This window comes from Salinispora sp. CH2A1_6, assembly GCF_056820975.1.
In genome coordinates this window covers 187,859-209,485 of the sequence record NZ_JBXEDG010000012.1, presented here as the reverse complement: position 1 = coordinate 209,485, position 21,627 = coordinate 187,859, and the positions used below count along the sequence as shown (strand labels likewise).

17 protein-coding genes are annotated in these 21,627 nt (G+C 69.3%); 11 read left to right on the top strand and 6 right to left on the bottom strand.

The window, feature by feature from the left end; all coding sequences use genetic code 11:
• The first annotated feature begins 31 nt into the window (after positions 1-31).
• The 5 genes from AC1UKG_RS16565 to AC1UKG_RS16545 all read left to right on the top strand — a co-directional run bounded on the left by AC1UKG_RS16565 (position 32) and on the right by AC1UKG_RS16545 (position 7,280).
• A complete protein-coding gene (locus tag AC1UKG_RS16565) occupies positions 32-859 on the top strand; it encodes an MBL fold metallo-hydrolase (RefSeq protein WP_018745154.1) in 828 nt (275 codons plus the stop codon).
• Positions 856-4,428, top strand: a complete 3,573-nt coding sequence (locus AC1UKG_RS16560) for an adenylate/guanylate cyclase domain-containing protein (RefSeq protein WP_018745155.1) — start codon at positions 856-858, stop codon at positions 4,426-4,428. Before AC1UKG_RS16565 ends, AC1UKG_RS16560 begins: the two co-directional genes overlap by 4 nt.
• Before the next feature lie 168 nt (positions 4,429-4,596).
• Positions 4,597-5,076 carry a hypothetical protein gene (locus AC1UKG_RS16555; protein ID WP_018745156.1) on the top strand — a complete coding sequence of 160 codons (480 nt, stop codon included), beginning with the start codon at positions 4,597-4,599 and terminating at the stop codon, positions 5,074-5,076.
• A gap of 72 nt (positions 5,077-5,148) precedes the next feature.
• On the top strand, positions 5,149-6,600 hold the full coding sequence (locus AC1UKG_RS16550; RefSeq protein ID WP_018815568.1) for a serine/threonine-protein kinase: 1,452 nt from the start codon (positions 5,149-5,151) through the stop codon (positions 6,598-6,600).
• A 53-nt stretch (positions 6,601-6,653) separates the two neighbouring features.
• The gene (locus tag AC1UKG_RS16545; RefSeq protein WP_482642430.1) at positions 6,654-7,280 is read left to right on the top strand and encodes an HAD-IA family hydrolase; all 627 of its coding nucleotides are present in this window, start codon (positions 6,654-6,656) and stop codon (positions 7,278-7,280) included.
• Between the two features lie 16 nt (positions 7,281-7,296).
• On the opposite strand, the gene AC1UKG_RS16540 is transcribed toward AC1UKG_RS16545, so the two are convergent.
• Positions 7,297-7,680: a nucleotide pyrophosphohydrolase gene (locus tag AC1UKG_RS16540; RefSeq protein ID WP_482642431.1), complete on the bottom strand. Its 384-nt coding sequence runs from the start codon at positions 7,678-7,680 to the stop codon at positions 7,297-7,299.
• 239 nt (positions 7,681-7,919) lie between these two features.
• Between AC1UKG_RS16540 and AC1UKG_RS16535 the strand changes: the two genes are divergently transcribed.
• The 5 genes from AC1UKG_RS16535 to AC1UKG_RS16515 all read left to right on the top strand — a co-directional run bounded on the left by AC1UKG_RS16535 (position 7,920) and on the right by AC1UKG_RS16515 (position 13,446).
• Positions 7,920-8,813 carry a hypothetical protein gene (locus AC1UKG_RS16535; protein WP_482642432.1) on the top strand — a complete coding sequence of 298 codons (894 nt, stop codon included), beginning with the start codon at positions 7,920-7,922 and terminating at the stop codon, positions 8,811-8,813.
• Positions 8,788-9,843, top strand: a complete 1,056-nt coding sequence (locus AC1UKG_RS16530; RefSeq protein ID WP_482642433.1) for a DNA/RNA helicase domain-containing protein — start codon at positions 8,788-8,790, stop codon at positions 9,841-9,843. Before AC1UKG_RS16535 ends, AC1UKG_RS16530 begins: the two co-directional genes overlap by 26 nt.
• 57 nt (positions 9,844-9,900) lie before the next feature.
• Positions 9,901-10,038 (top strand): hypothetical protein, encoded by a 138-nt coding sequence (locus AC1UKG_RS16525; RefSeq protein WP_155244550.1) that lies wholly within the window; start codon positions 9,901-9,903, stop codon positions 10,036-10,038.
• Positions 10,039-10,232: 194 nt separating this feature from the next.
• The gene (locus tag AC1UKG_RS16520) at positions 10,233-11,654 is read left to right on the top strand and encodes a right-handed parallel beta-helix repeat-containing protein (RefSeq protein ID WP_482642434.1); all 1,422 of its coding nucleotides are present in this window, start codon (positions 10,233-10,235) and stop codon (positions 11,652-11,654) included.
• A gap of 379 nt (positions 11,655-12,033) precedes the next feature.
• A complete protein-coding gene (locus tag AC1UKG_RS16515; protein WP_482642435.1) occupies positions 12,034-13,446 on the top strand; it encodes a right-handed parallel beta-helix repeat-containing protein in 1,413 nt (470 codons plus the stop codon).
• A 134-nt stretch (positions 13,447-13,580) separates the two neighbouring features.
• Here the strand turns inward: AC1UKG_RS16515 and AC1UKG_RS16510 are convergent, their stop codons facing one another.
• The 5 genes from AC1UKG_RS16510 to AC1UKG_RS16490 all read right to left on the bottom strand — a co-directional run bounded on the left by AC1UKG_RS16510 (position 13,581) and on the right by AC1UKG_RS16490 (position 20,179).
• Positions 13,581-14,288, bottom strand: coding sequence for a copper homeostasis protein CutC (locus AC1UKG_RS16510; RefSeq protein WP_018745162.1), 708 nt, complete (start codon positions 14,286-14,288; stop codon positions 13,581-13,583).
• A complete protein-coding gene (locus AC1UKG_RS16505; RefSeq protein WP_482642436.1) occupies positions 14,285-16,432 on the bottom strand; it encodes an ABC transporter ATP-binding protein in 2,148 nt (715 codons plus the stop codon). Before AC1UKG_RS16505 ends, AC1UKG_RS16510 begins: the two co-directional genes overlap by 4 nt.
• A 12-nt stretch (positions 16,433-16,444) precedes the next feature.
• On the bottom strand, positions 16,445-17,347 hold the full coding sequence (locus AC1UKG_RS16500) for an ABC transporter permease (RefSeq protein WP_018745164.1): 903 nt from the start codon (positions 17,345-17,347) through the stop codon (positions 16,445-16,447).
• Positions 17,344-18,303 (bottom strand): ABC transporter permease, encoded by a 960-nt coding sequence (locus AC1UKG_RS16495; protein WP_018745165.1) that lies wholly within the window; start codon positions 18,301-18,303, stop codon positions 17,344-17,346. Before AC1UKG_RS16495 ends, AC1UKG_RS16500 begins: the two co-directional genes overlap by 4 nt.
• A 73-nt stretch (positions 18,304-18,376) precedes the next feature.
• Positions 18,377-20,179 carry a peptide ABC transporter substrate-binding protein gene (locus tag AC1UKG_RS16490; protein WP_482642437.1) on the bottom strand — a complete coding sequence of 601 codons (1,803 nt, stop codon included), beginning with the start codon at positions 20,177-20,179 and terminating at the stop codon, positions 18,377-18,379.
• A gap of 294 nt (positions 20,180-20,473) precedes the next feature.
• On the opposite strand from AC1UKG_RS16490, the gene AC1UKG_RS16485 reads away from it, so the two are divergent.
• Positions 20,474-21,619 (top strand): ROK family protein, encoded by a 1,146-nt coding sequence (locus AC1UKG_RS16485; RefSeq protein WP_018745167.1) that lies wholly within the window; start codon positions 20,474-20,476, stop codon positions 21,617-21,619.
• Positions 21,620-21,627 lie beyond the last annotated feature (8 nt).

The following is a 21,627-nucleotide window of genomic DNA, read 5'->3' as shown; positions in this document are numbered from 1 at the left end:
GGCCGCTGCCGGTGGTCGTACGATCTCAGCCATGAGCGGGCACTTCACGGCGCCGGCGACAGCTCTCGCGGGCGCGCTGCCGGGGTGGGTCACGCTGCTGCGGGCTCCGAACCCCGGGCCGATGACGTTGACTGGGACCAATACCTGGGTGCTACGCGCCGCCCCCGGTGAACCCGCGGTGGTGATCGATCCCGGACCGGCCGACGAGGCGCACCTGGCCGCGATCGCCGCCCAGGGGCCGATCGGGCAGGTGCTGATCACCCACGGGCACCCCGACCACACCGCAGGTTCGGCGCGCCTGCACGATCTGCTCGGCGGCGCACCCGTACGCGCCGCGGATCCGGCACACACCATCGGCGGTGCGCCGCTGACCGGGGACGCCGGCGACCTTGGCGGCGACCCACTGGAGATCCGCCTGCTGGGAACCCCCGGACACACCGCCGACTCGGTCTGCTTCCTCGCGACGCACGGCGACGAGCGGGTGGTCCTCACCGGTGACACCATTCTCGGCCAGGGCACCGCCGTGGTCGCCCACCCGGACGGGCACCTCGGGGACTACCTGGACAGTCTGGAGCTGCTCTCGACGTACGCCGGAATCCCGGCCCTGCCCGGTCACGGCCCGGCGCTGGCGGACTGCGGCGCTGCGGCGGAGTTCTACCTGGCCCACCGGCGGGCCCGACTCGACCAGGTCCGGGCCGCGCTCGACGCCGGTGCCCGCACCGCCGCCGAGGTGGTGGCGGTCGTCTACGCCGATGTCGACCGGTCGCTGTGGTGGGCCGCCCAATGGTCGGTCCGGGCGCAACTGGCGTACCTGGGCCGGGAATTCGGCGCCACCGATGCGGAGTTGGAGCAGAAGTGACCTGCCCGGTGTGCGGAACCGTCGCGGTACCCGGTGCCCGGTTCTGCCACAACTGCGGTGCCGCGCTGCCTGCTGCGGCGACGCTCCCCGCCACCGAACGCCGCGTGGTCACCGTGCTCTTCGGTGATCTGTCCGACTTCACCTCCTGGTCGGAGGATCTCGACCCGGAGCGGGTCGGCGCCGTCACCGACCGGGTGCTCGCGGCGCTGGCCGGCGCGGTCAAGACCTTCGGCGGGCACGTCGACAAGCTGACCGGGGACGGCATCATGGCGGTCTTCGGTGCGCCGGTGGCGCACGAGGACGACGCCGAGCGGGCCGTTCGGGCGGCGCTGTCCATGCAGCGGGCGGTGCGCCGGGTCCTCGACGACGAACGCGGTGGCGGCGGGCCACTGGGCCTGCGGGTCGGCCTCAACACGGGGGACGTGATCGCCGGGATCCAGGCGGCCCTCGAGTACACGGTCATCGGAGACACGGTCAACACCGCCGCCCGGCTCGCCGACGCGGCGGCGGTCGGCGCGGTCTACGCCGGGGACCGGACCGCCGCCGCCACCCGGCACATCGCCTCCTGGCGGGCGCTGCGCCCGCTGCGGCTGAAGGGCAAGCGCGAGCCGGTCGCGGCGTACGAGCTGCTTGGCCTGCTGGACGCCACGGGCACCCGGTCCGGGTTGGGGGACGAGGCGTCCTTCGTCGGCCGGGAGACCGAGATCGGGCGGGTGGCGGGCCGGCTCGCCGAGGTGGTTGACCGCGGTGAGCCCCGGGTACTGCTGATGACCGCCGAGGCCGGTATCGGTAAGTCCCGCTTCGCCGCCGAGGTGGAGCGTCTCGCCGCCGGCTACGACGTGGGCGCCGGTCGGTTCGCGGCGTACACCGGCGCGCGGGTGCTCTCCGTGCGCTGCGTGGCGTTCGGTGAACGGCGCCGCCTCGCTCCCCTGGCGGACCTGGTCCGTGCCGCGGTCGGCCTGCCCACAGACTCGGCCACCGCGCTCACCCGACCGGCGGTCGAGGAGCGACTGCGTCGACTCGGCCAGCGCCTCGGCCGTGCCGGTGGCGATCCCGCCCCGGTCGCCACCGAGCAGTTGCTTGCCCTGCTCGGCTACGCGGAGCTGCCCAGCGGGCCCACCGACCAGGGCGAGTGGCGTTCGGCGAGTCAGTCCGCCGACGGCGACGCGGTGCCGAACGCCGTCGCCGACCTGCTCAGTGCTCTCGCCGCGGAGGCGCCGCTGGTGGTCGTGGTCGACGATCTGCACGACGCGACCACCGAGAGCACTCACGCGCTCGGTGAGACCCTGTCCCGGCTCGTCGGCCCGGTGCTGGTGCTGCTGCTGGGCCGGCCGGAGCTGGTCCGCACGGCCGGTGCGCTGACCCGGGTGGCCGACGCCGAGGTTCATGCGCTGCCGCCGCTGCGCGGTGCGGATGCCGCGCGGCTGCTCACCAGCTACCTCAGCGGGGGCCGGCTACCACAGGTTGACGCCGATCGCCTGCTCGCCACCGCGCAGGGTAACCCGTTCTACCTGGCCGAGCTGGTCACTCTGCTGATGGAGCGGGGCGCGCTGACCGTCGGCGCCGCCGAGGACTGGCAGCTCGCGCCGGGTTCACTCGGCAGCCAACTCCTCTCCCGTGACCTCGCGGCCGTGCTCGCCGCGCGAATCGACGCGCTGCCGCCGGACGCCCGTTCGGTGCTGCGGGACGCGGCGGTGGTCGGCGACACCGTACCGGCGGGGGCGCTGGAGGCGCTGCGAGAGCAGCGCAGCGGTTGGGACGGCCGACCGGCCGCGGTGGCCGCCGTGGAGCTGGAACGTGCGGTCGAGGAGTTGTTACAACGCCGGATGTTGCACCGCGCGTGGTCCGGCCACACGTTCGCCACCCCGCTGATGCGGGAGGCGGCCTACGCCGGGGTCAGCAAGGCCGAACTGGCCGAACGGCATGCGGCGCTCGCCCGCTGGGCGGCGGTCGATCCGCCGACCGGTACCCCTGCCTCCGGTGGGTTCACCGAGGCCGCCCGGGACGACTTCGTGGCCGGGCACGTGGAGCGGGCGACCGCACTCGCCGACGCGGTGGGTCTGCGTCCGGACGCACCGGCGCGGGCCGTGGTCCCGGTCGGGGTCGCCGCGTTGGGCCACGCCGCCCGCCGATCGATGCACGCCGGGGAGCCGCTGCTGGCGGTGGAGTACGCCGAACGCGCCAGCGAGCTGGCCGCCGACGGGGTCCCGGCGGCCGACCGGGTGGTGCACGCGCGGGCGCTACTCCAGATCGGCAAGGCGGCCGACGCTCTCGCGAACGCGGAGAAGATCGCCGCCAACGCCGGGGATGAGGCCGCCACCCGGGTCAGTGCGCTGCTCCTGGCCGGGCAGGCGCATCAGACGATGGGCGACCCGGACCGGGCGATGAGCTCCTGGGAGGAGGCGTTGCAGGTCGCCTCGGCCCACGAGCTGCCGACGCTGCGTGCGGCGGCGATGCGGCGGCTCGGGATGGCCGACTTCGTCGCCGGCCGGCTGGGGCAGGCGAGCAGCCGGCTCGCCGCGTCGTACCAGACCAGTCTCGCGGTGCAGGATCGCCGTGGGCAGGCATGGTCGTTGCAGAACCTGGCCTGGGTCACCACCACCCGGGGCGACTTCGCCGGCACCGACGCGGTGCTCGGCCGGGCCGCGCGGTTGTTCGCCGAGCTGAAGGATCCGTACGGGCGGGCCTGGCTGCGGGGCACCACCGCCTTCGCCCGGCTACTCGCCGGCCGGCTGCATGAGGCCGGCCGGCTCGCCCGGGCGTTCCTGCCGTTCGGCGAGCGGGTCGGCGAACAGTGGGCGGTCGGCACCCTGCGGGCGGTGGAGGCGTTCGCCACCGCCGAGCTGGGTGATCTGGCTGAGGCCGACCGGGCGGCCCGCCGGGCGTACCGGGACTTCGACGCCGCCTCCGACGAGTGGGGGCGGGGCTTCGCGCTGGTGGTGCGCGGCGTCATCGCCCGCGGCCTGGGCGAGCCGGAGCACGCCGCGGATCTGCTCACCGACGCGATGGGGTACGCCCGCCGTACCTCGCATCCGCTGTTGACCGGCATGGCGGGCACGCTGCGGGGGTTCGTGGCGTTGGACTCGGGCGACTACGACCTGGCCGAGCGGGAGGCGCAGGCGGTGCTGGCCGCCGTCGAACCGTACAACCCATGGGCGCCGGCGCAGGTGGCGCCGCGGGTACTGCTGGCCACCGCCCGGCTGGCGGCCGGTGATCCCGCCGCCGCGGTCGGCCTGCTCGCCCCGGTGGCGACCGCCGCGCAGACCACCCCGGCGTTGCTGTTCTCCCGTCGCCTGACGCTGGCCCAGTACGCCTCCGCCCTGCTCGCCCACGGGCAGGCCGAGCAGGCGCTGGACTGGGCGCGGCGGGCCCAGTCCGTCCCGGCGGAGGATGTGCGCAGCCAGGTGGTCGCCGCCGCGGTCCTGGCGAAGGCACTCGCCGCCACCGGCGAGTCGGTGGCGGCGCGGGACAGCGCCCAGGAGGCGGTACGCCTGGCGTACGCCACCGAGCAGCGGAGCGAGCGTCGGGCTGCGAACGTCCTTCTGGCCCGGTTACCCGCGGCCGACTGAGCTGGCGGTCGGTGCCGCCATCGGCGGCCGACTGGTCCGGCCGTCGTCGGTGGCGTCGTCGGTGGCAGATTTCGGTACTTCCGGTGATGCGGTACGGGGGCGGTGGTCGATAGCGTGGAGGCCGAGCGCGCTATCGGGATGGGGGCGCGCCGGACGGGAAGGGGTCAGATGAAGCTGCCGCGTTCCGCCGCCGGCTGGACAGTCACGGTCTTTGGCCTGCTCGCGTTGCTTCTGGGCGCGGTCGGGCTGATCTGGCCGGAGGTGCTGCTGCGGCTGCTCGGCTTCGAGGTGCTGGAGTCCCGAACGTCGGGTGACCACACCATTACCTTCCTGACGGCGTCCTCAATGGCCTCGTTCAACATGGGGGTCTACTATCTGCTCGCCTCGGCGACCGAGTGGCGGGCTTTCTTCCGGTTCACGGTCGGGTTCCGCCTCCTCACGTTCACCGTGTTCAGCGTCCTGGTGCTGGCGGACGTCGCTCCGGACCGGTTCTTCGGGGTGGCCGCCTGGGAGGCGCTGGGCGCGTTGGCGACCGCTGTGGGCCTGTGGTGGGATCGCCGCGGCTCGGGTGCCGCGGCGCCGGGCGGTGCCGTCTCGTCATCGGCCGACCCGGTTGGTCCGGCGTCCACCGCTGACGCGGTTCGCTGAACAGCCCGCCTGGTTCGGTATTTTCAAGCTGTGACCGAGGAGACCTCGCCTGGCGCGCTACCAACGCCCATCGTGCCCGGGCTGACCGATCTGCGGGTTTTTGCCCGGGGTGGTTACGCGACGATCTACAAGGCCACCCAGATCTCGGTAGGGCGCGAGGTGGCGGTCAAGGTAGAGAACCGCACTCTGGACAGCGAACGGGATCAGGCCCGGTTCCTCCGGGAGGCGCGGGCAGCCGGTCGGATGTCATCGCACCCGCACGTGGTTGACCTCTTCGATGTCGGGGTCACCGTGGACCAGCACCCGTACTTGATCATGGAGCTCTGCGACGGGTCGTTCGCCGAACGGATGCGTACCTCGCCGCTCGGCCCCGTGGAGGCCTGCGACCTCGGAGTCAAGATCGCCGACGCGATCGCCCACTCCCACGCGGCCGGCGTGCTGCACCGGGACATCAAGCCGGCCAACCTCCTCCACTCCCACTTCAACCCGGCGGTGCTGGCCGACTTCGGGCTGGCCGTCGTCGCCGAGCTGCGGGACGCAACAGTCGCCCTTGAGGTGCTCACCCCGGCGTACGCGCCGCCGGAGATGTTCAACCACAGCCCGCCATCACCGGCAGTGGATGTCTACGCCCTCTGCGCCACCCTCTACGCGGTGATGCACGGTCGTCCACCGCGTTGGCGGTCCGAGCGAAACCCCAGCCTGGTGACGGTGTTGGAGATGTTCCATCAGCCGGTACCCAGCCTACCCGGAGTGCCGGAGGAACTGGTCAACATCCTTCGGGCCGGCATGTCGAACGACCCGACGGCCCGACCCTCCGCCATCGAGCTGCGGGACCTGCTGGCCGCGCTGCCGACTGGGGGAACCGCCGCCAGCGCCCCTGCGGGGCCGGCCGCCGGCGGGCACCCCGGGACGGACCCGAGCGGGCATTCCGCAGTGGCCTCAGGCGGCCGGCCGACTCGCCCCGCGCCCCGAGCGCCGGTTGAGGACGCGCACCCGACCCTTCCCGACGCGGCCCGACGTCGGCGGCGCTGGTTCCTCGGCGGCGCGGGGGCGGCCGCCCTCCTCGCGGCCGGGGTCGGGCTCGCCGGCGGCCTGGGCGCGTCGCCATCGACCTCGAGCGCGGGCCGGACCGCGGAGCACACCCTCCGGCCCGCCTGCGCCCGGGCCGCGGAGCTACCGTCCGGGGCCCGGTGTGGAGACGAACTGGAGTGTTTCGGTCCGATCTGGGGCAGCGGGTCGCGGACTCCCGCGGAGCAGGTGCCCTGCTCGGGTGAGCACACCTGGGAGAGCTACGCCGAGGGCGAGCTGCCCCGGGCAGAACCCGGGCCCGGCTACGCCGACATCAGCGTCGACCCGAAGGTTCGTCGGGTGTGCAACGAGACCACCTTCAAGCTCGCCGCCGGCCTCACCCACACCGAGGGGTGGAAACTGGAGGTGCTGCCCCCGGGGGAGGCGGAGCGGACGTACCGCTGTGTGGCCGGGCGCGGGCTGGACGCGCTCGCCGCCCCGACGCTCGTGCGCTGAGCGTCGCGTGGTGACCTTGCCCGGAGATTGCCGATGACGACCGTGGAGGCCAGGTGAACATGGATCGGCCGGTCCTCTTCGACATCGACGGCACCCTCGTGGACTCGACCGAGGCGGTCACCACCAGTTGGCGTGCGGTCGCCGCTCGCTACGGCGTCGAGGTGGACGCCGTCCTGCGGGTCTGCCACGGCCGGCGCGACGAGGATGTGGTGCCGGAGTTCTTTCCGCCCGAGGCGGTCGCGTCGGTCCTGCGGGAGCTGGCCGACCTTGAGCTCTCCTACGCCGAGCTGGTGTGCCCGATCCCGGGGGCCGCCGCCGCGCTGACCACGATCACCGACGACAGGTGGGCCGTCGTGACGTCCGGGTCCCGTCCCCTCATGACCGCCCGGATGCGCGGTGCCGGTCTGCGAACTCCATCGATCTTTGTGTCGGCGGAGGACGTGCGCCGCGGCAAGCCCGATCCCGAGGGGTATCTGCTGGCCGCCCGGCAACTCGGCGTCGCCGCCTCGTCCTGCGTCGTGGTGGAGGATTCCCCCGCCGGCGTCGCCGCCGGAAAAGCGGCCGGGTCCGCGGTGGTGGCGCTGGCCACCACCCACGCCCCGGCGGAGCTGGCCCACGCCGATGTTGTCCTCGACGACCTGCATGAGCTGGACCGGGTGATCACATCTTTGCTGGCCTGAGGCCGGACCGGGAGCCTCAGGCGCTTTGCGCTGTGTTCGCCCCCGGCGGGCCATAACTGTGGTACTTGTCGCTCCGGCCGCGTGCTCGATCAGCAGGGTAGCGAAGGGAATTGAGCTCGGTCTTCTCGCGCAGGGCCGCGGCGAGGTCGACCTGGAGTACGTCTGTCAGTCGGAGCAGGTAGGCGAACACGTCGGCCAGTTCGTGCCGTACCGCCTCGGCCCGGGCCGGGTCAGCCATGACCGCAGTGGACTGTTCCGGGGAGAGCCACTGGAAGATCTCGAGTAGTTCCCCCGCCTCTCCGGCCAGTGCCATGGACAGGTTCTTTGGGTCGTGAAACTGTTCCCAGTCACGTTCCTGGGCGAAGCGCCGCAGCTGTTCTTGCAGCTCCTCCAAAGTCATCTGCCATGAGTACCACGTCAACCGGGGCGGGCTCCAACCCTGGTCCGCCCGGTCAGGCACAGGTCACTCGATTGGCACGGCCCCGTGAGCAGGGTCGCTTGTCGGCCCTGCCGGGGAGTGGGATACTCGCCCACCAACAGGTATATGTATCGGTCATTGTTCCCGGCTGCGCCGGTCAGCGGCACCTGGTCGCGTCGGGATGCCGGTCATCGGGGGGGGGGGGGGGAGCGTAGTCAGGAATGGCGGCCAAGGGTTCGTCGACACCGCTGGAGGCGTATTGGCCCGCGGCGGAGCTGGTGCGGGACATGGACCGGTCGGTTCGGAAAATCGAAGAATGCTACCGGGCGGCGCACAGCAAGGGAAAGGGGCCCTCGCAGAGCGAGGTCGAGTCGTGGCGGGAGAGCCTCTACGAAGTGGCGGCCACGCTGGTTGACCTTGACCTGGGGCAGGTCTGGATGTTCGTGGAGTACCGGGTGGGTGACATGGCTCCCATCGATGTGGTGCTCGCCGGAACGCATCCGTCCGGCGGCTTGAGCTATGCCGTGATCGAGCTGAAGCAGTGGAGTGCTATCGAGCGGCCCAACGCCCCGGACCCCGAGTGTCCGTCGTGTGGACCCGGCGGAGTCGATCGATACTGCAGACGGTGCACCCTCAGGCGGGTCTACGCGCCCTTCTACGGCAAGCACAAGGCGCACCCCGCCGTCCAGGTGCGGAAGAACCTCTGCACACTTCAGCGATACCACAGCATGTTCGACGATCGGTATGTCAACCTTGTCGGCGCGGCCTATCTACACAACCTCAAGGATCCGGACTCCCAATGGATCAGTCAGGTCGCGCCGTGTCCCGGGATCGAAACCTTCACGGCCCGGCAGCCCTCCGACCTGCGGAGCTTTCTGCGGGCGAACTTCAGCCCGGTGCCGGGGGAAAAGTCGGCCCAGGCGCTGCTCGAACGCCGCCGCTCGAACTCCCTGCTCACCGACGAAGTCGGAGCCATCGTCAACGGGCACACCCCGGTTCAGCCTGGTGGAAAACCAGCTGCGTGCCGTGACGGACGTGATGGACGCGCTTCGCACGTGTTCGTCGTTCGGTGCGAAGAAGGTGTTCGTCGTGACCGGACGGGCCGGCACCGGTAAGTCGCTCGTCGCGCTCACCCTCCTGGCTGACGCCCATGGGGACGGCTATGCGGCACGGTACGTGTCAGGGGGCGTCGCCTCACGGGAGACCTTCCGGCGTGCCGCCACGGGCTTGCGGGCCACCTTCGCCACCTTGAACAACGTCGCCGACCGAGTGGCGACCGATGAGTTGGACCTGATTCTGTGCGACGAGGCGCACCGGCTCACCGAGCGGCCGATGAAGGGTTCCTTCGTGATGCGCCCCGGCGAATCCACTGTTTCGGTGATCGTCACCCGGGCGAAGGTCCCGGTCTTCTTTGTCGACGGCGATCAGCGCCTGTTCGGGGAGGAGGTCTGGACCCCAGAGGCGCTGGTCAAGGAGATTCAACACCTCGGCGCGGAGGTTGTGCCGATCAGTTTGGACCGCCCGTTGCGCGCCGTCGGTAGCGCGACGTACGACACCTGGTCCCAGCGGTTCCTGTCGGACCAACCGGTGCGATGGAACCCCGATGTCGACACTGATCCAGAACCTTTCGAGCTCTACTACGCCGAGACCGCCGCCGCCATGGAGACGTTCCTGCAGAGCAAGGTCGCCGCCGGCTTCAGTGCCCGGATCTGCGCCGGGATGTGCTGGGAGTGGACCGACGATTCCGGGACGGTTCCGGATGTCAAACCGGAGGCGGGCTGGGCCCGTCCGTGGAACGCCGGTGACAACCACAAAACACCAGGCGTACCGAAACGGCGCTTCTGGGCCACTGAACCAGGCGGGTTTGGCCAGGTCGGTTGTGTGCACACCGTGCAGGGGCTGGAATACGAATGGGGCGGAGTGATCCTGGGCCCCGACCTGACCTGGAGTGGCAGCCGGTGGCTGTTGCACCGGAAGCACGTGCGCAGCAAAGCCCGGCTAATTGGGGACGATGCGGAACTCCTGCGGGCGATCCGAAACGCCTATGGTGTTCTCCTGACGCGTTCTATTCGTGGAACGGTGCTCTACTCGGTTGACCCGGCGACTCGGCAGCTCTTTGCTGACCTGGGAATTCCAAAGATCTGAGAGTCGGCTCGGTACTCCATTGCGGCTGCCTGACCGGCGGCCGCTCACCGTGGACGCGTGGTGGTGAGGAGGCGGCTCACCTCATCGCCGGCGGCCGCCGTGCCGCTGCCGCAGAGCGGCGATGCGGGCGATCTGTCAGCGTACGGGTCGGCGGGCTCAGCGTTCGCTCCGGAGCTGGCCGTGCTGCTCGGGTGAGTAGGCCAGCAGCCGTGACGTAGCTACTGGAGATAACTTATGGGGCATATGAGGCGTTATGTCCGAGTCTAGGGCTCGGATCGGTTTAGCTCGGATGGTTGCCACCGCTGCCCGGTAGGCGGGGAAACCCCAACCGTCTATCCACCTGGGCTGCGGTTCCTCGCCGTTCACGGGGGAAGGACACCGAGAGCAGGATGAACCATCAAGACCGCGACCACTCCCGCAGGCGCGAACCGGTTCACCTCGTCGATCTCCGACCGAGATCACGGCGGTGGTGGTGGGCTGCCGGGCTAGCCGGCCTGACACTCATCGCCACCAGTGTCACCGCTTCGGTCGCCGGCACTGCCGGACCTTCGCTCACCTCCGCCGACGAGCCCTCCTCCACGCAGGACCATCGCCGCGGGGGAGGATCCGACCCGGGTAAGGGTAAGAACGAGATGAAGCCGAAGCCCGTCCCGGTCCCGTGCGACGCGGACAAGCTGATCGCCGCGATCACCCTCGCCAACGCCCGTGGTGGTGCCGTGCTCGACCTCGCCGAGAAGTGCACCTACACCCTCACCACCAACTTCGACGGTGCCGGCCTGCCCGCGATCACCACCCCCATCACCCTGAACGGCGGCAAACACACCACCATCACCCGTGCCGCCGCCGTGGAGGAGTTTAGGATCCTCACTGTCAACGTCGGCGGCGATCTCACCCTCAATCACCTCGACATCACCGGTGGACAAACCGCCGGCGACGGTGGCGGCATCTTCGTCAACACTGGCGCAGCGTTGACCACCAACCACAGCACCGTCACCCGAAACACCGCTGGCAGCGACGGCACTGGCAGCAGTGGTGGCATCGCCAACAACGGCACCACCATGATCAACCATTCCGCAGTCAGTCGCAACAGCGCGGCGACCTCGGCCGGAGGTGTCGGTAATGCGGGTCTACTCACCATCGAGAAATCCAACGTCACCGCGAATGCGGCAAACGTCTTCAACGGAATCGGCGGCGGAGTCGGCAGCTTCCCCGGCAGTGCCACATTCGTGACCCGGAGCACCATCAGCGGTAACAGCGCCGTTGGCGCCGGCGGCGGAGCCGGCGGCTTGAGTGCGAAGGTCACCGTGACCGACTCCGCCATCACCGGCAACCGCGCCAGCAATGGCGGTGCGACCTTCGCTCAGGGGGGCAGCGTGACCCTGCGCCACGTTACGGTCACCCACAACACCTCCACCAATCAGGGCGGTGGCCTAGTCTTCCAAGGCCTCAACGTGGCAACCGTGGGCACCATTGCGGACAGTAAGATCGCGCATAACGTCGCCAACGTCCAGAACGGTGGAGGTATCGTCAACGCCGCCCTCAACCAACCCTCCACGGTGCACGTCCGGGACACCCACATCACGGATAACCAGGCAGCAATTGGTGGCGGAATATTCAACCTCGCGAGCCAGGGCCTCAATGGCGTGGTCACCCTTGCCAACACGAAGATCATCAATAACATCGCCGTTCAAACTGGCGGGGGCATCTTCAATGTGCCGGTCGGTGTGGTGAATCTGAACCCAGCCACCGGCACGATCGTGATCAAGAATCGACCAAACAACTGCTTCAACGTGCCAGGCTGCGCCGGGTAGGGGGTGACTGCGTCGGGCGTGGAGGGGGTCGATCCCTACCGCCAGGTGGGTGGGCGCGGATCTCGGGCAACCCGGGGTGGGCCGGAACTCGTCGAGGCTGTCGGTGGTTGGCGCTCGCCCTGCCCCCGACCCTGGGCGGCGGTGATGAGCATGACCGTGCGCGGCTGCCGTGCCCCTCCGCCCCGGCGGCATCCCCGCTTCCCTGGCGACTCGCATCCCTTTAGTAGGCATCACTCGCATTATGTGCCTGTTTGGGGCTTGAGTCCGTTTCACTCGTGGTGGTTGCTACCGCCTTCTGGTAGCCGAGGAACGCCACCCCGGTCTGCCCCGGGGCGCCGGAGTTCCTCGCCGTTCACGGGGGAAGGACACCAGGATTGCGATGAACCATCAGGACCACATATCCGGACCCGAGCCGGTCTGCACCGACCGGGTGCGGGCGAGAACGCGGTGGCGATGGACTGTGGGGCTGGCCGGGGCGACCGGACTGGCTCTCACCACGGTCGGTGTCGCCGCCCCGGCCGCCGACGCGGCCGGACGTCCCCTGGCCTCCGTCAACGAGCAACCCTCCGCCGATGACCACCGCGGTGGGGGCGAGCCCGACAAGGGCAAGTCCGACAAGGGGCGGAAGGGGGAGAAGCCCAAGGGCATCCCCGTGCCCTGTGATGCGGACAAGCTGATCGCCGCGATCACCCTCGCCAACGCTCGCGGCGGAGCCGTGCTCGACCTCGCCGAGAAGTGCACCTACACCCTCACCGCCAACATCGACGGTGCCGGCCTGCCCGCGATCACCACCCCCATCACCCTGAACGGCGGCAAACACACCACCATCACCCGTGCCGCCGCCGTGGAGGAGTTTCGTATCATCGCCGTCGATGTCGGCGGTGACCTCACCCTCAACCACCTGAAGATCACCGGCGGGCAGGCCGACGGTGACGGTGGGGGAGTGCTCGTCAACACCGGCGGAGCGTTGACCGTCAAGAACAGTGCCGTCACCCGCAATATCGCCAGCAGCAGGGGTGGTGGCATCGCCAACGACGGCATCACCACCACCACGCACTCCACGATCGGTCGTAACATCGCGGAAAGCGTGGGTGGCGGAATCGACAATGATGGTCTGCTCACCGTCAAAAAGTCGTCCGTCACCGCGAACACGGTCAATAACGCTCTCGGCTCCGGCGGAGGTATCGGCGGTTCACCGGGTAGCACGACCCTCGTGACCGGCAGCACCATCAGCGGCAACCGCACCGGTGACGCCGGCGGAGGAGTCGGTAGCTTCAACGCGAACGTCACCCTCACCGACTCCACCATCACCAACAACACCGGCAGTAACGGTGGTGGGGTCTTCGCCGAAGGGGGAATGCTGACCATGCGGCGGGTCACCGCCGCAGACAACACCGCCGCCCTTCAGGGCGGCGGCCTCAGTATCCAGGCGCTCACCGAGGCAGCGGTGGCCACCGTCGAAGACAGCAAGATCGCGGGTAACGTCGCGCCGGGCGCGAACGGTGGCGGGATCGTCAACTCGGCCCTTTCCTTCGACTCCACAGTAGTTGTCCGAAACACCCTGATCACGGCCAACCAGAGCGTGTCGGGGGGTGGGATATTCAACATCGGAGTAGGTGGGATGGCCACCGTCAACTTGTTCAACACGAAGATTGTCAAGAATATCGCCACCGGTAACGGCGGGGGTATTCTCAACGTGGCGGGTACGGTGAACCTGAACCCGGCGACCGGTACCGTCGTCATCAAGAATCGGCCAAACAACTGCGTCAACGTGCCCGGCTGCGCCGGATAGCGGCCTGATCGCGTTGGCTCGGGGGCCCGTTCCTGCCGTGACCCGGTGGGAACGGGCCCCTTCGTGAATCCGTAACGGCGGAGGGAATCCGAACCGCGCCCCGGCCAGCGACAGCTATGAGCTGGACCGGGCGATCAGCGCCTCCATTCATCCCGCGCCGCGGTGAGGAGACGGCTCACCTCATCGCCGTCGGTAGCCTCGCGTCCATCGCGCCGGACGGGCGCACGCAGGTGGACCTCCCGTACGCCGGTTTCGGCGAGCACCTGCCGGACGTTGTGCGAGCGGATACCGCCGGCGGCGATCATCCGAAGCCGATCGCCGGCCCGCTGCCGCAGGGCGGCGATGCGGGCGGCGCCGGTCAGCGCGGTGGTCGCCGCGCCCGAGGTGAGCACGGCGTCCGCCCCGAGGTCGATGATCTCGTCGATCGCCGCGAGCTGGTCGTCAACCTCGTCGAAGGCCTTGTGGACGGTTACCGGCAACGGCCCCGCCGCCTCGATCAAGTCCCGCAGCACGGCCAGGTCGAGGTTGTTGTCGGGGGTGAGCGCGCCGACCACCACGCCGACCGCGATCCCGTGTGGGTTGGGCAGGGCGCGGAGGGCCGCGATGTCGGCGCGCATGACCTGCTGCTCGATCTCGCTCACTCGGAAGTCACCGCCCCGGGGCCTGATCATGACGCGCAAATCGGCCGTACGCAGCGTACGCAGGGCGACCTCCACCGTCCCCAGGCTCGGCGTGGTGCCGCCCTGGCCGAGGTCGGCGCAGAGCTCCAGCCGGTCGGCCCCGGCCGCCTCGGCCACCAGTGCGGACGGTACGTCACTGACACAGATCTCCACTGTGGTCATCTGACGGCCTGGTCCTGGGTGGGTGTGCCGGTCGGCTCCGGGCGTAGCGGCAGGTGGCAGGCCACCTGGTGCAGGCCGCCGACCAGCGGGGGCTCGGTCGTGCAGATGTCCGCCGCGCGCGGGCAGCGCGTACGGAACCGACACCCGGTGGGTGGGTCGAGGGCGCTGGGAAGCTCGCCCCGGATGGTCGTGCCGTCGCGAGTGGCGACCCGATCCGGCGTGATGGACGGGACCGCGTCGACAAGTGCCTGCGTGTACGGGTGCCGGGCAGCCCGCACCACTTCCCGGGCAGGCCCGATCTCCACGAGCTTGCCGAGGTACATCACACCGATCCGGTCAGCCATGTAGTCGACCACGGACAGATCATGGCTGATGAAGATGTACGCCAGATCGAGTTCGCGCTGCAGGTCCCGCATCAGGTTGAGCACCTGTGCCTGGATCGACACGTCCAGCGCGCTCACCGGCTCGTCGCCGACGATCAGCCGGGGGTGCAACGCCAGCGACCGGGCCAGCCCGATCCGCTGCAGCTGACCGCCGGAGAACTCGTGGGGGTAGCGTTCCAGCGCGCGCCGGGACAACCCCACCTGGTCGAGGAGAGTGGCGATCCGTGCCTGTCGGGCCGAACTGTCACCCACCCTCTGGATCTCGAGCGGTTCGGCGAGGATGGCGTCAACCCGCATCCGGGGGTTCATCGCGGCGTAGCTGTCCTGGAACATGAGTTGGACCTGTCGGTGCATCCGGCGTCGTTCCCGACCGGTGAGGTCGGTGAGATCCGTACCGTCCAACACGATCTGCCCGGCGGAGGGCCGTTCCAGGCCGACGGAGAGCCGTCCCACGGTGGACTTGCCGCAGCCGGACTCACCGACGAGCCCGAAGGTCTCCCCGGGCCTGACCTCGAAGGAGACGTCGGCCACCGCGCTTACCTGCCCGGCTGCCCGGCGCAGCAGCCCACGGCCGTGCACCGGGTAGTTCTTGATCAGGTTCCGCACCGACAGGACAGGCAACTCCGTGACCTCGGCCGGCGCTGCGGTGACCGGCTCCGCCGCCGGGTCGACCCGTGCCGGCTCCGCCGCCGGTTCGACCCGTGCCGGGTCGGTGGATGCCACGGCGGGCGTGGGTACCGGGTGCAGACACGCGTGCTGATGCGTGCCCGGGATCAGGGACGGGTCGGTGGTCCGGCATTCGTCGCTGACATACGAACACCGTGCCGCGAACCGGCATCCGGTCAGGGGACCGGACAGGTCCGGTGGCAGCCCCGGGATACTGATCAGTCGGTCGTGTCCGCCGCTGTCCCGGATGGCCGACTCGGGAAGCGCCCGCATCAGGGCCTCGGTGTAGCGGTGTCGGGGTGCGTGGAACAGGTGCTCGGTAGCCGCGGTCTCCACCACCCGTCCGGCGTACATGACGGCTACCCGGTCCGCCCGACCGGCGATCACTCCGAGGTCGTGGGTGACCAGGATGACGGCCATCCCGAACTCTTCCCGGAGGTCGTCGATGAGTTCGAGGATCTGCCGCTGGGTGGTGACGTCGAGTGCGGTGGTCGGTTCGTCGGCGATCAGCAGGCTTGGCGAGCAGACCAGGGCCATGGCGATGGCGACCCGTTGCCGCATACCGCCGGACAACTCGTGCGGATAGTTGTCGACGATCCGTTCCGGCCGCGGCATCCCGACCCGGCGCAGGATCTCGATGGCCCGGTCCCTGGCCTCCGCCCTGCCGACCCGCTTGTGTACGCGCAGCGGTTCGGCCACCTGGGCACCGATGCGAATGGTGGGGTTGAGCGAGGTGAGCGGGTCCTGGAAGACCATGCCCATCCGGACACCTCGGATCCGGCGTACCTCATCGGTTGGCAACGATCGCAGATCCCGTCCCTCGAACAGAATCTGCCCACCGGTGACGCGACCGCCGGGCGGAAGTAGTCCCATGATCGACAGTGCGGTCATCGTCTTGCCGCTGCCGGACTCGCCCACCACGCCGAGGGTCTGCCCGGGCGCGACGTCGAGACTGATGCCGTCGAGGGCGTGTACCGTGCCACGGCGCAGCGCGATGTCGGTGTCGAGGTCCCGTAGTTCCAGCAGGGGCCGGCCGGCTGCCGCATGCACAGCCGGCGCGGAGTGCCGGGCGGTTAGACCGATCGATTCGCTCATTCTCTGCTCCTGCTAGCGTCGCCGGAGGCGAACCTCGAAGGCGTCCCTGAGTCCGTCACCGATGAAGTTGAAGGCGAGGACGATGAGGATGATGGCGATTCCGGGCGGGTACAACAGCCACCAGTGGCCGCTGTAGGTGTCCGCGAGGCCGTCGGAGAGCATGCCACCCCAGTTCGCTGCCGGTGGGGGGATGCCGAGGCCGAGGAAGGACAGGTAGGCGACGTAGAGGATGGCGTCGGCGACCTGGAAGGTGGCGTTGACGATAACCGTGCCGATGGCGTTGGGGATGATGTGTCGGCGGACCGCCCGGCCGCCCGTGCCGCCCATCCCGCGCATCGCCTGGACGTACTCACGGGAGCGCAGCGTCAGTGCCTCGCCCCGCACGAGCCGGGCCGGGCCCAGCCAGGCGAAGGCACCGATGATGAGGATGAGCATCGGCGCGCTCGGTGTGACGATGGCGGCGAGCAGCATGAACAGGAACAACGCGGGGATCGACATCATCGCGTCGACAAGGCGCATCACCGCGGCGTCCACCCAACCGCCGAAGAAGCCGGCGATGGCGCCCAGGAGCGTGCCGACGATGGTGGCGAGGACCCCGGCGGCCAGTCCGACGATGATGGAGGTCTGGCCGCCGAGCATCAGCCGTCCCAGCTGGTCGTAGCCGACCCCGTCGGTGCCGAGCAGATGTCCCTGCTCTCCCGGGGCCCGGTAGACGGCGGTGAGGTCCGTGTGCACCTGGTCGGTCTGGTAGACCAGCGGTCCGAGGAAGCACACCCCGGCCAGCAGGACGAACAGGCCCAGTCCGACCAGGGCAAGCCGGTTCTCGCAGAAGACGGTCAGCCCCTGCCGCCAGAGGCCACGTGGTGGCGTGTCGTTTGGCTCGGCCGGGCCGACCGCTTCGGAATGCGTGCTCATGTGGCGCTCCCACGGAGTCGGACTCGGGGGTCGACGGCGGCGTAGAGCAGGTCGGCGACCAGCGCGCCGACGACTGTGGCGATCGAGATGATGACGGTGACCCCGAGCAGGATCGGGAAGTCACGTTTCAGCGCCGCCTGCCAGAACAAGTGGCCCATTCCGGGGAAGTTGAACAGCGACTCGACGACCAGCGCCCCGCTGAAGAGCGCGGGCAGGTACATCCCGAGCAGCGTGATGACCGGGAACAGCCCGTTGCGCAGGGTGTGGCGCAGCACGACCCGTCGCTCGGAGAGCCCCTTGCTGCGGGCGGTGCGCACGTAGTTCTCGTTCAGGTTGTCGATCATCGATGACCGTACGTACCGTGCGTAGACCGCGATGGTGACGATGGCGAGGGTGGCCGTGGGCAGGACCAGCCCGGCCGGATCGGCGAGCAACTCGGCCACCGTGAACCCCTGCGGCGCCTCCGGGGGCAGGATCGGCCAGACCTGCGAGAAGACGATGATCATCATGAGGCCCAGAAAGAAGATGGGCGTGGCATACGCCAGCAGCGACAGTGCGGTGATGGCGTAGTCGGGCCAGCGGTTGCGGCGGATCGCCTGGAGCACGCCGAGCGGGATCGCCAACACGACGGCGAGCAGGGTCGACAGCAGCGACAGCACCATCGTCTTGGGTAGCCGCTGTTCGATCGCCTCGAGGACAGACTGGTTGAGCTGGTAGGAGTAGCCAAGATCGCCCTGCAGTAGGCGTTGTACGTACATGCCGTACTGCTGGATCAACGGCCGGTCGTAGCCCATCTCGTGGTTGAACGCCGCCAACTGCTCCAGCGTCGCCTCCTTGCCGAGGGTGGCTCGTGCGGCGCCTCCGGGCAGCAGGTGCAAGATGAGGAACGCGATCACCGTGACGAGCACGATGACGATGAGAGCCTGTCCCAGACGTGCGATGAGGTACCGGGCCACTGTGCGGCTTCCTCTCCCTGGTCAGGGCCCCGACGACGCAGGGTGCGTCGCCGGGGCCGGGACGGTCAGTGGGCTATTTCCAGGACCAGTCCTGGAAGTACATGAGGTTCATCGGGTCCTGCGGCTCGACCCCCTGCAGGCCGGAGCGGTACGCCGAGACCTGGTACACCGGGTTCGGCATCCACAGCACGGGCAGGTCCTTGGCCAGGAAGTCGTTGTACGCCGTGAGTGCGCTCTCGTCGCCGGCGAACTGGGTGGCCTCGATGAGCTTGTCCGCCTCAGGGTTGCTGTAGCTGCCCAGGTTGACCGGGGCGTCGGTGGCGAAGAGCCGCTCGCCGCTGGCGAAGGCCGGGTAGTACCAGCTGCCCTGCGAGCCGAAGAAGGACATGTCCCAGGAGCAGCTCGCCTCGGTCGGCGTGCAGGCTGGCGTTACCGCGACCGAGTCGGGTACCTCCTTGATCGTCAGCTGGATACCGAGCTTGGCCATCTGTGACTTGATCTCGGCGAACATCTTGGTCGTGGCGGCGAATCCGGTCTGGCTGGTCACCGTGAACTCGAGCGGGGTGCCGGCGGCGACTCCCGCACCGCACTGGTTCGGGCCGGTTCCCGGCGACTGGCAGGTGGTCTGCCCGTCCGGGGCTACCTTCCAGCCGTGGCTCTCCAGCAGTTCCTTGGCCTTCGCCGGATCGAAGGAGTACACGCACCCGGCGGTGTCGGTGTTGGTGCCGGGCTTGGCCGGCACCGGGCCGCAGGTCGGCGCGGCGGTATCCGACCAGATGACCTTGCTGATCGTCGGCTGGTCGATGAGCATCTGCAGCGACTGCCGAAGGTAGGGCTGCTTGAACAGCACGCCGGACTTCGGGTTGTTGTAGTTGAGCTGGAGGTAGGTGATCGACCAGCCGTACCACGGTGAGACCGTGTATCCCTTGGACTCGAGGTAGCTCGTCTGGGACATGTTGGCCGCCGGCACGTACCCGTAGTCGATGTCGCCGGCGCGGAGCACGTTGAATTCGGCGTCGTCGCTGGTGAACGGTCGCAGCACGACCTTGGACAGCTTCGGCTTGTCCGTACCGGAGTAGTTCGGTTGGGCGGCGAGGGTGACCTCTCCGTTGGGCACGTACTTCTCCAGCTTCCACGCGCCGCTGGTGACCTGCCACAGCTCGTTGGAGTCGTACGTCTTGGGGTCCTTCGCGGCGGCGGTGAGGAAGTCGAAGACCTTCTGGGCGCCCTCCGGGCTGCTGGCGAGGTCGCTTACATCGGCGGTCGCGGAGTCCTTGTTCCAGGCGTGCTGGGGCAGGGGCGTGATGCGGTTGAGCTGGTTGTCGACGAACCACGCGGTGTTGTAGACCTCGGTGGTGGTGATCGAGAAGGTCTTGTCGTCCTTGATCGACCACTTCTCGACGTTGTCGGGGAAGCCGCCAGCCCGGTAGGACGCCCACTTGTCCTTGTTCGCCGTGACCAGGTTATACCAGAACTGGATGTCCCCGGTGGTGATGGGTGTGCCATCGGACCAGGAGTTGTCCTTCAACGTGATCGTCAGCGTCCGGCCGTCGTCGCTCACCTGCGGCGGCTCGGCCATCGAGCGCTGTGGGTCGATGTTGTACTGCGCGGTGCCGTCCAGCCGGTACTGGTAGAGGGGGCGATAGAGCGCCTGGCCGAAGATGGCGTTCTCCCCCTGGGTGAAGCCGGGCGCTGAGATCGGCAGAATCCAGTTGGGGGTACGGAAGGCGACGGTCACGGTGTCCTTGCCCTGACTACCGCCGTCATTGGACGATCCACTGTTGTCACCGCAGCCGACCAGACCTGCCCCGAGGGCGATCGTGGCGGCTGCCGCCACCGCGCCACGCAGGGCGCGGCCGGGAAATCTGCTCGTCATGAGTCTCCTCGTGTGATGTGCACGTGCCCCTACGTCACCGGGTGTCGGCGCCTTGCCGGGTACCCCCGCCGGGCGCTGCCTCGGCGATCAACGCGAAGAATGTATCCAGGTGGAAGTGGTACGTCAACGAAAATTACCCACTTCATTCACTGGGTTTGGCCAGTGTACGATCAAAGTCGCCCCGAGACATTGACGGTTACTCCTCGCCTGGGCGGCCGGAGTCCACCCCGACTTTGAGCTGCGACACGACCGGGGCGGGCACTCGAGAACCACCCGACCAAGGGAGAGGCAACTTTGGAGTCCCCGACCTCCGGCACGCTGCGCGACCAGACCCTCGACCTGCTCTCCAGAGGTGCAGCCACGTCCCGCGCCGACCTCGTCGAGGCCTTGCAGGTCGCTCCGTCAACCGTCACCGCCGTGGTGCGCCGGCTGTTGGAGGAGGGCATCGTCGCCGAGGAGGGCATGGGCCGCTCCACCGGTGGTCGACCCCCCCGGATCCTGCGCCTGCGAGAGAGCAAGGGAGTCCTGGCCGTCGCGGAACTCGGCGGCAGGCACGCCAGGGTGGGCCTGTGCACGCCCGGCGGCGAACTGCGCAGCACCGAGGAGGTGGCGATCGACATCGCCGTCGGGCCGGAGGAGGTCTTCGCCGTCGTCGGAGCCACCTTCACCCGCCTCCTGGCGGCGACCGCTCCTGGTCATGCGCTGCTCGGAGTCGGCGTGGCCCTCCCGGGCCCGGTGGGGTTTCCGGGAGGGCGGTTGGTAGGCCCGGCCCGGATGCCCGGCTGGAGCGGCGTTGACGCCGGCGCCCACCTCACCGACCGCTTCCAGGTGCCGGTGATTGTCGAGAACGACGCCAAGGCGGCGGCGATGGGTGAGTACGTCACCCGGCGGCGGGAAATCGGCGACATGATCTACGTCAAGGCCGGCACCGGCATTGGTGCCTGCCTGGTCAGCGGCGGACAGATCCACCGTGGCGGGCGTGGACTCAGCGGCGACGTCACCCACGTACGGGTAGCCGACAGCGGCGAGCGGCACTGCTCCTGCGGCAGCCAGGGCTGCCTGGAGACCGTCGCCAGCGGTGCCGCTCTGGCCCGCCAGTTGGCCGAGCAGGGCTCCCCGGCGACCACCGTCCCCGAGATCATCACGGCGGTCGGCGACGCCGACCCGACCGTCGTGACCATGGTGCGTCACGCCGGTGGACTGTTGGGCGTGGCGCTCTCCGGTCTGGTCAACTTCCTCAACCCCGACGCCATCGTCATCGGCGGCGTGCTGTCCAGCCTCGACGTCTACGTGGCGGCGACCCGCGGAATGCTCTACGAACGGTGCCTACCGTCCATGACCCAGTCCCTGACCATCGAGGCCAGCGTCGCCGGTTCGGATGCGGCCCTCATCGGCCTCGGGCACCTGCTGCGCACGACCGCCGACGTACGACCCAGCTGAGGAGCCAA

Excerpts from the sequence above, each read along its gene's own strand:
- AC1UKG_RS16565 (WP_018745154.1), top strand. The coding sequence starts at position 32 with ATGAGCGGGCACTTCACGGCGCCGGCGACAGCTCTCGCGGGCGCGCTG.
- AC1UKG_RS16555 (WP_018745156.1), top strand. The coding sequence starts at position 4,597 with ATGAAGCTGCCGCGTTCCGCCGCCGGCTGGACAGTCACGGTCTTTGGC.
- AC1UKG_RS16540 (WP_482642431.1), bottom strand. The coding sequence starts at position 7,680 with ATGACTTTGGAGGAGCTGCAAGAACAGCTGCGGCGCTTCGCCCAGGAA.
- AC1UKG_RS16535 (WP_482642432.1), top strand. The coding sequence starts at position 7,920 with ATGGCGGCCAAGGGTTCGTCGACACCGCTGGAGGCGTATTGGCCCGCG.
- AC1UKG_RS16520 (WP_482642434.1), top strand. The coding sequence starts at position 10,233 with ATGAACCATCAAGACCGCGACCACTCCCGCAGGCGCGAACCGGTTCAC.
- AC1UKG_RS16515 (WP_482642435.1), top strand. The coding sequence starts at position 12,034 with ATGAACCATCAGGACCACATATCCGGACCCGAGCCGGTCTGCACCGAC.
- AC1UKG_RS16510 (WP_018745162.1), bottom strand. The coding sequence starts at position 14,288 with ATGACCACAGTGGAGATCTGTGTCAGTGACGTACCGTCCGCACTGGTG.
- AC1UKG_RS16505 (WP_482642436.1), bottom strand. The coding sequence starts at position 16,432 with ATGAGCGAATCGATCGGTCTAACCGCCCGGCACTCCGCGCCGGCTGTG.
- AC1UKG_RS16500 (WP_018745164.1), bottom strand. The coding sequence starts at position 17,347 with ATGAGCACGCATTCCGAAGCGGTCGGCCCGGCCGAGCCAAACGACACG.
- AC1UKG_RS16490 (WP_482642437.1), bottom strand. The coding sequence starts at position 20,179 with ATGACGAGCAGATTTCCCGGCCGCGCCCTGCGTGGCGCGGTGGCGGCA.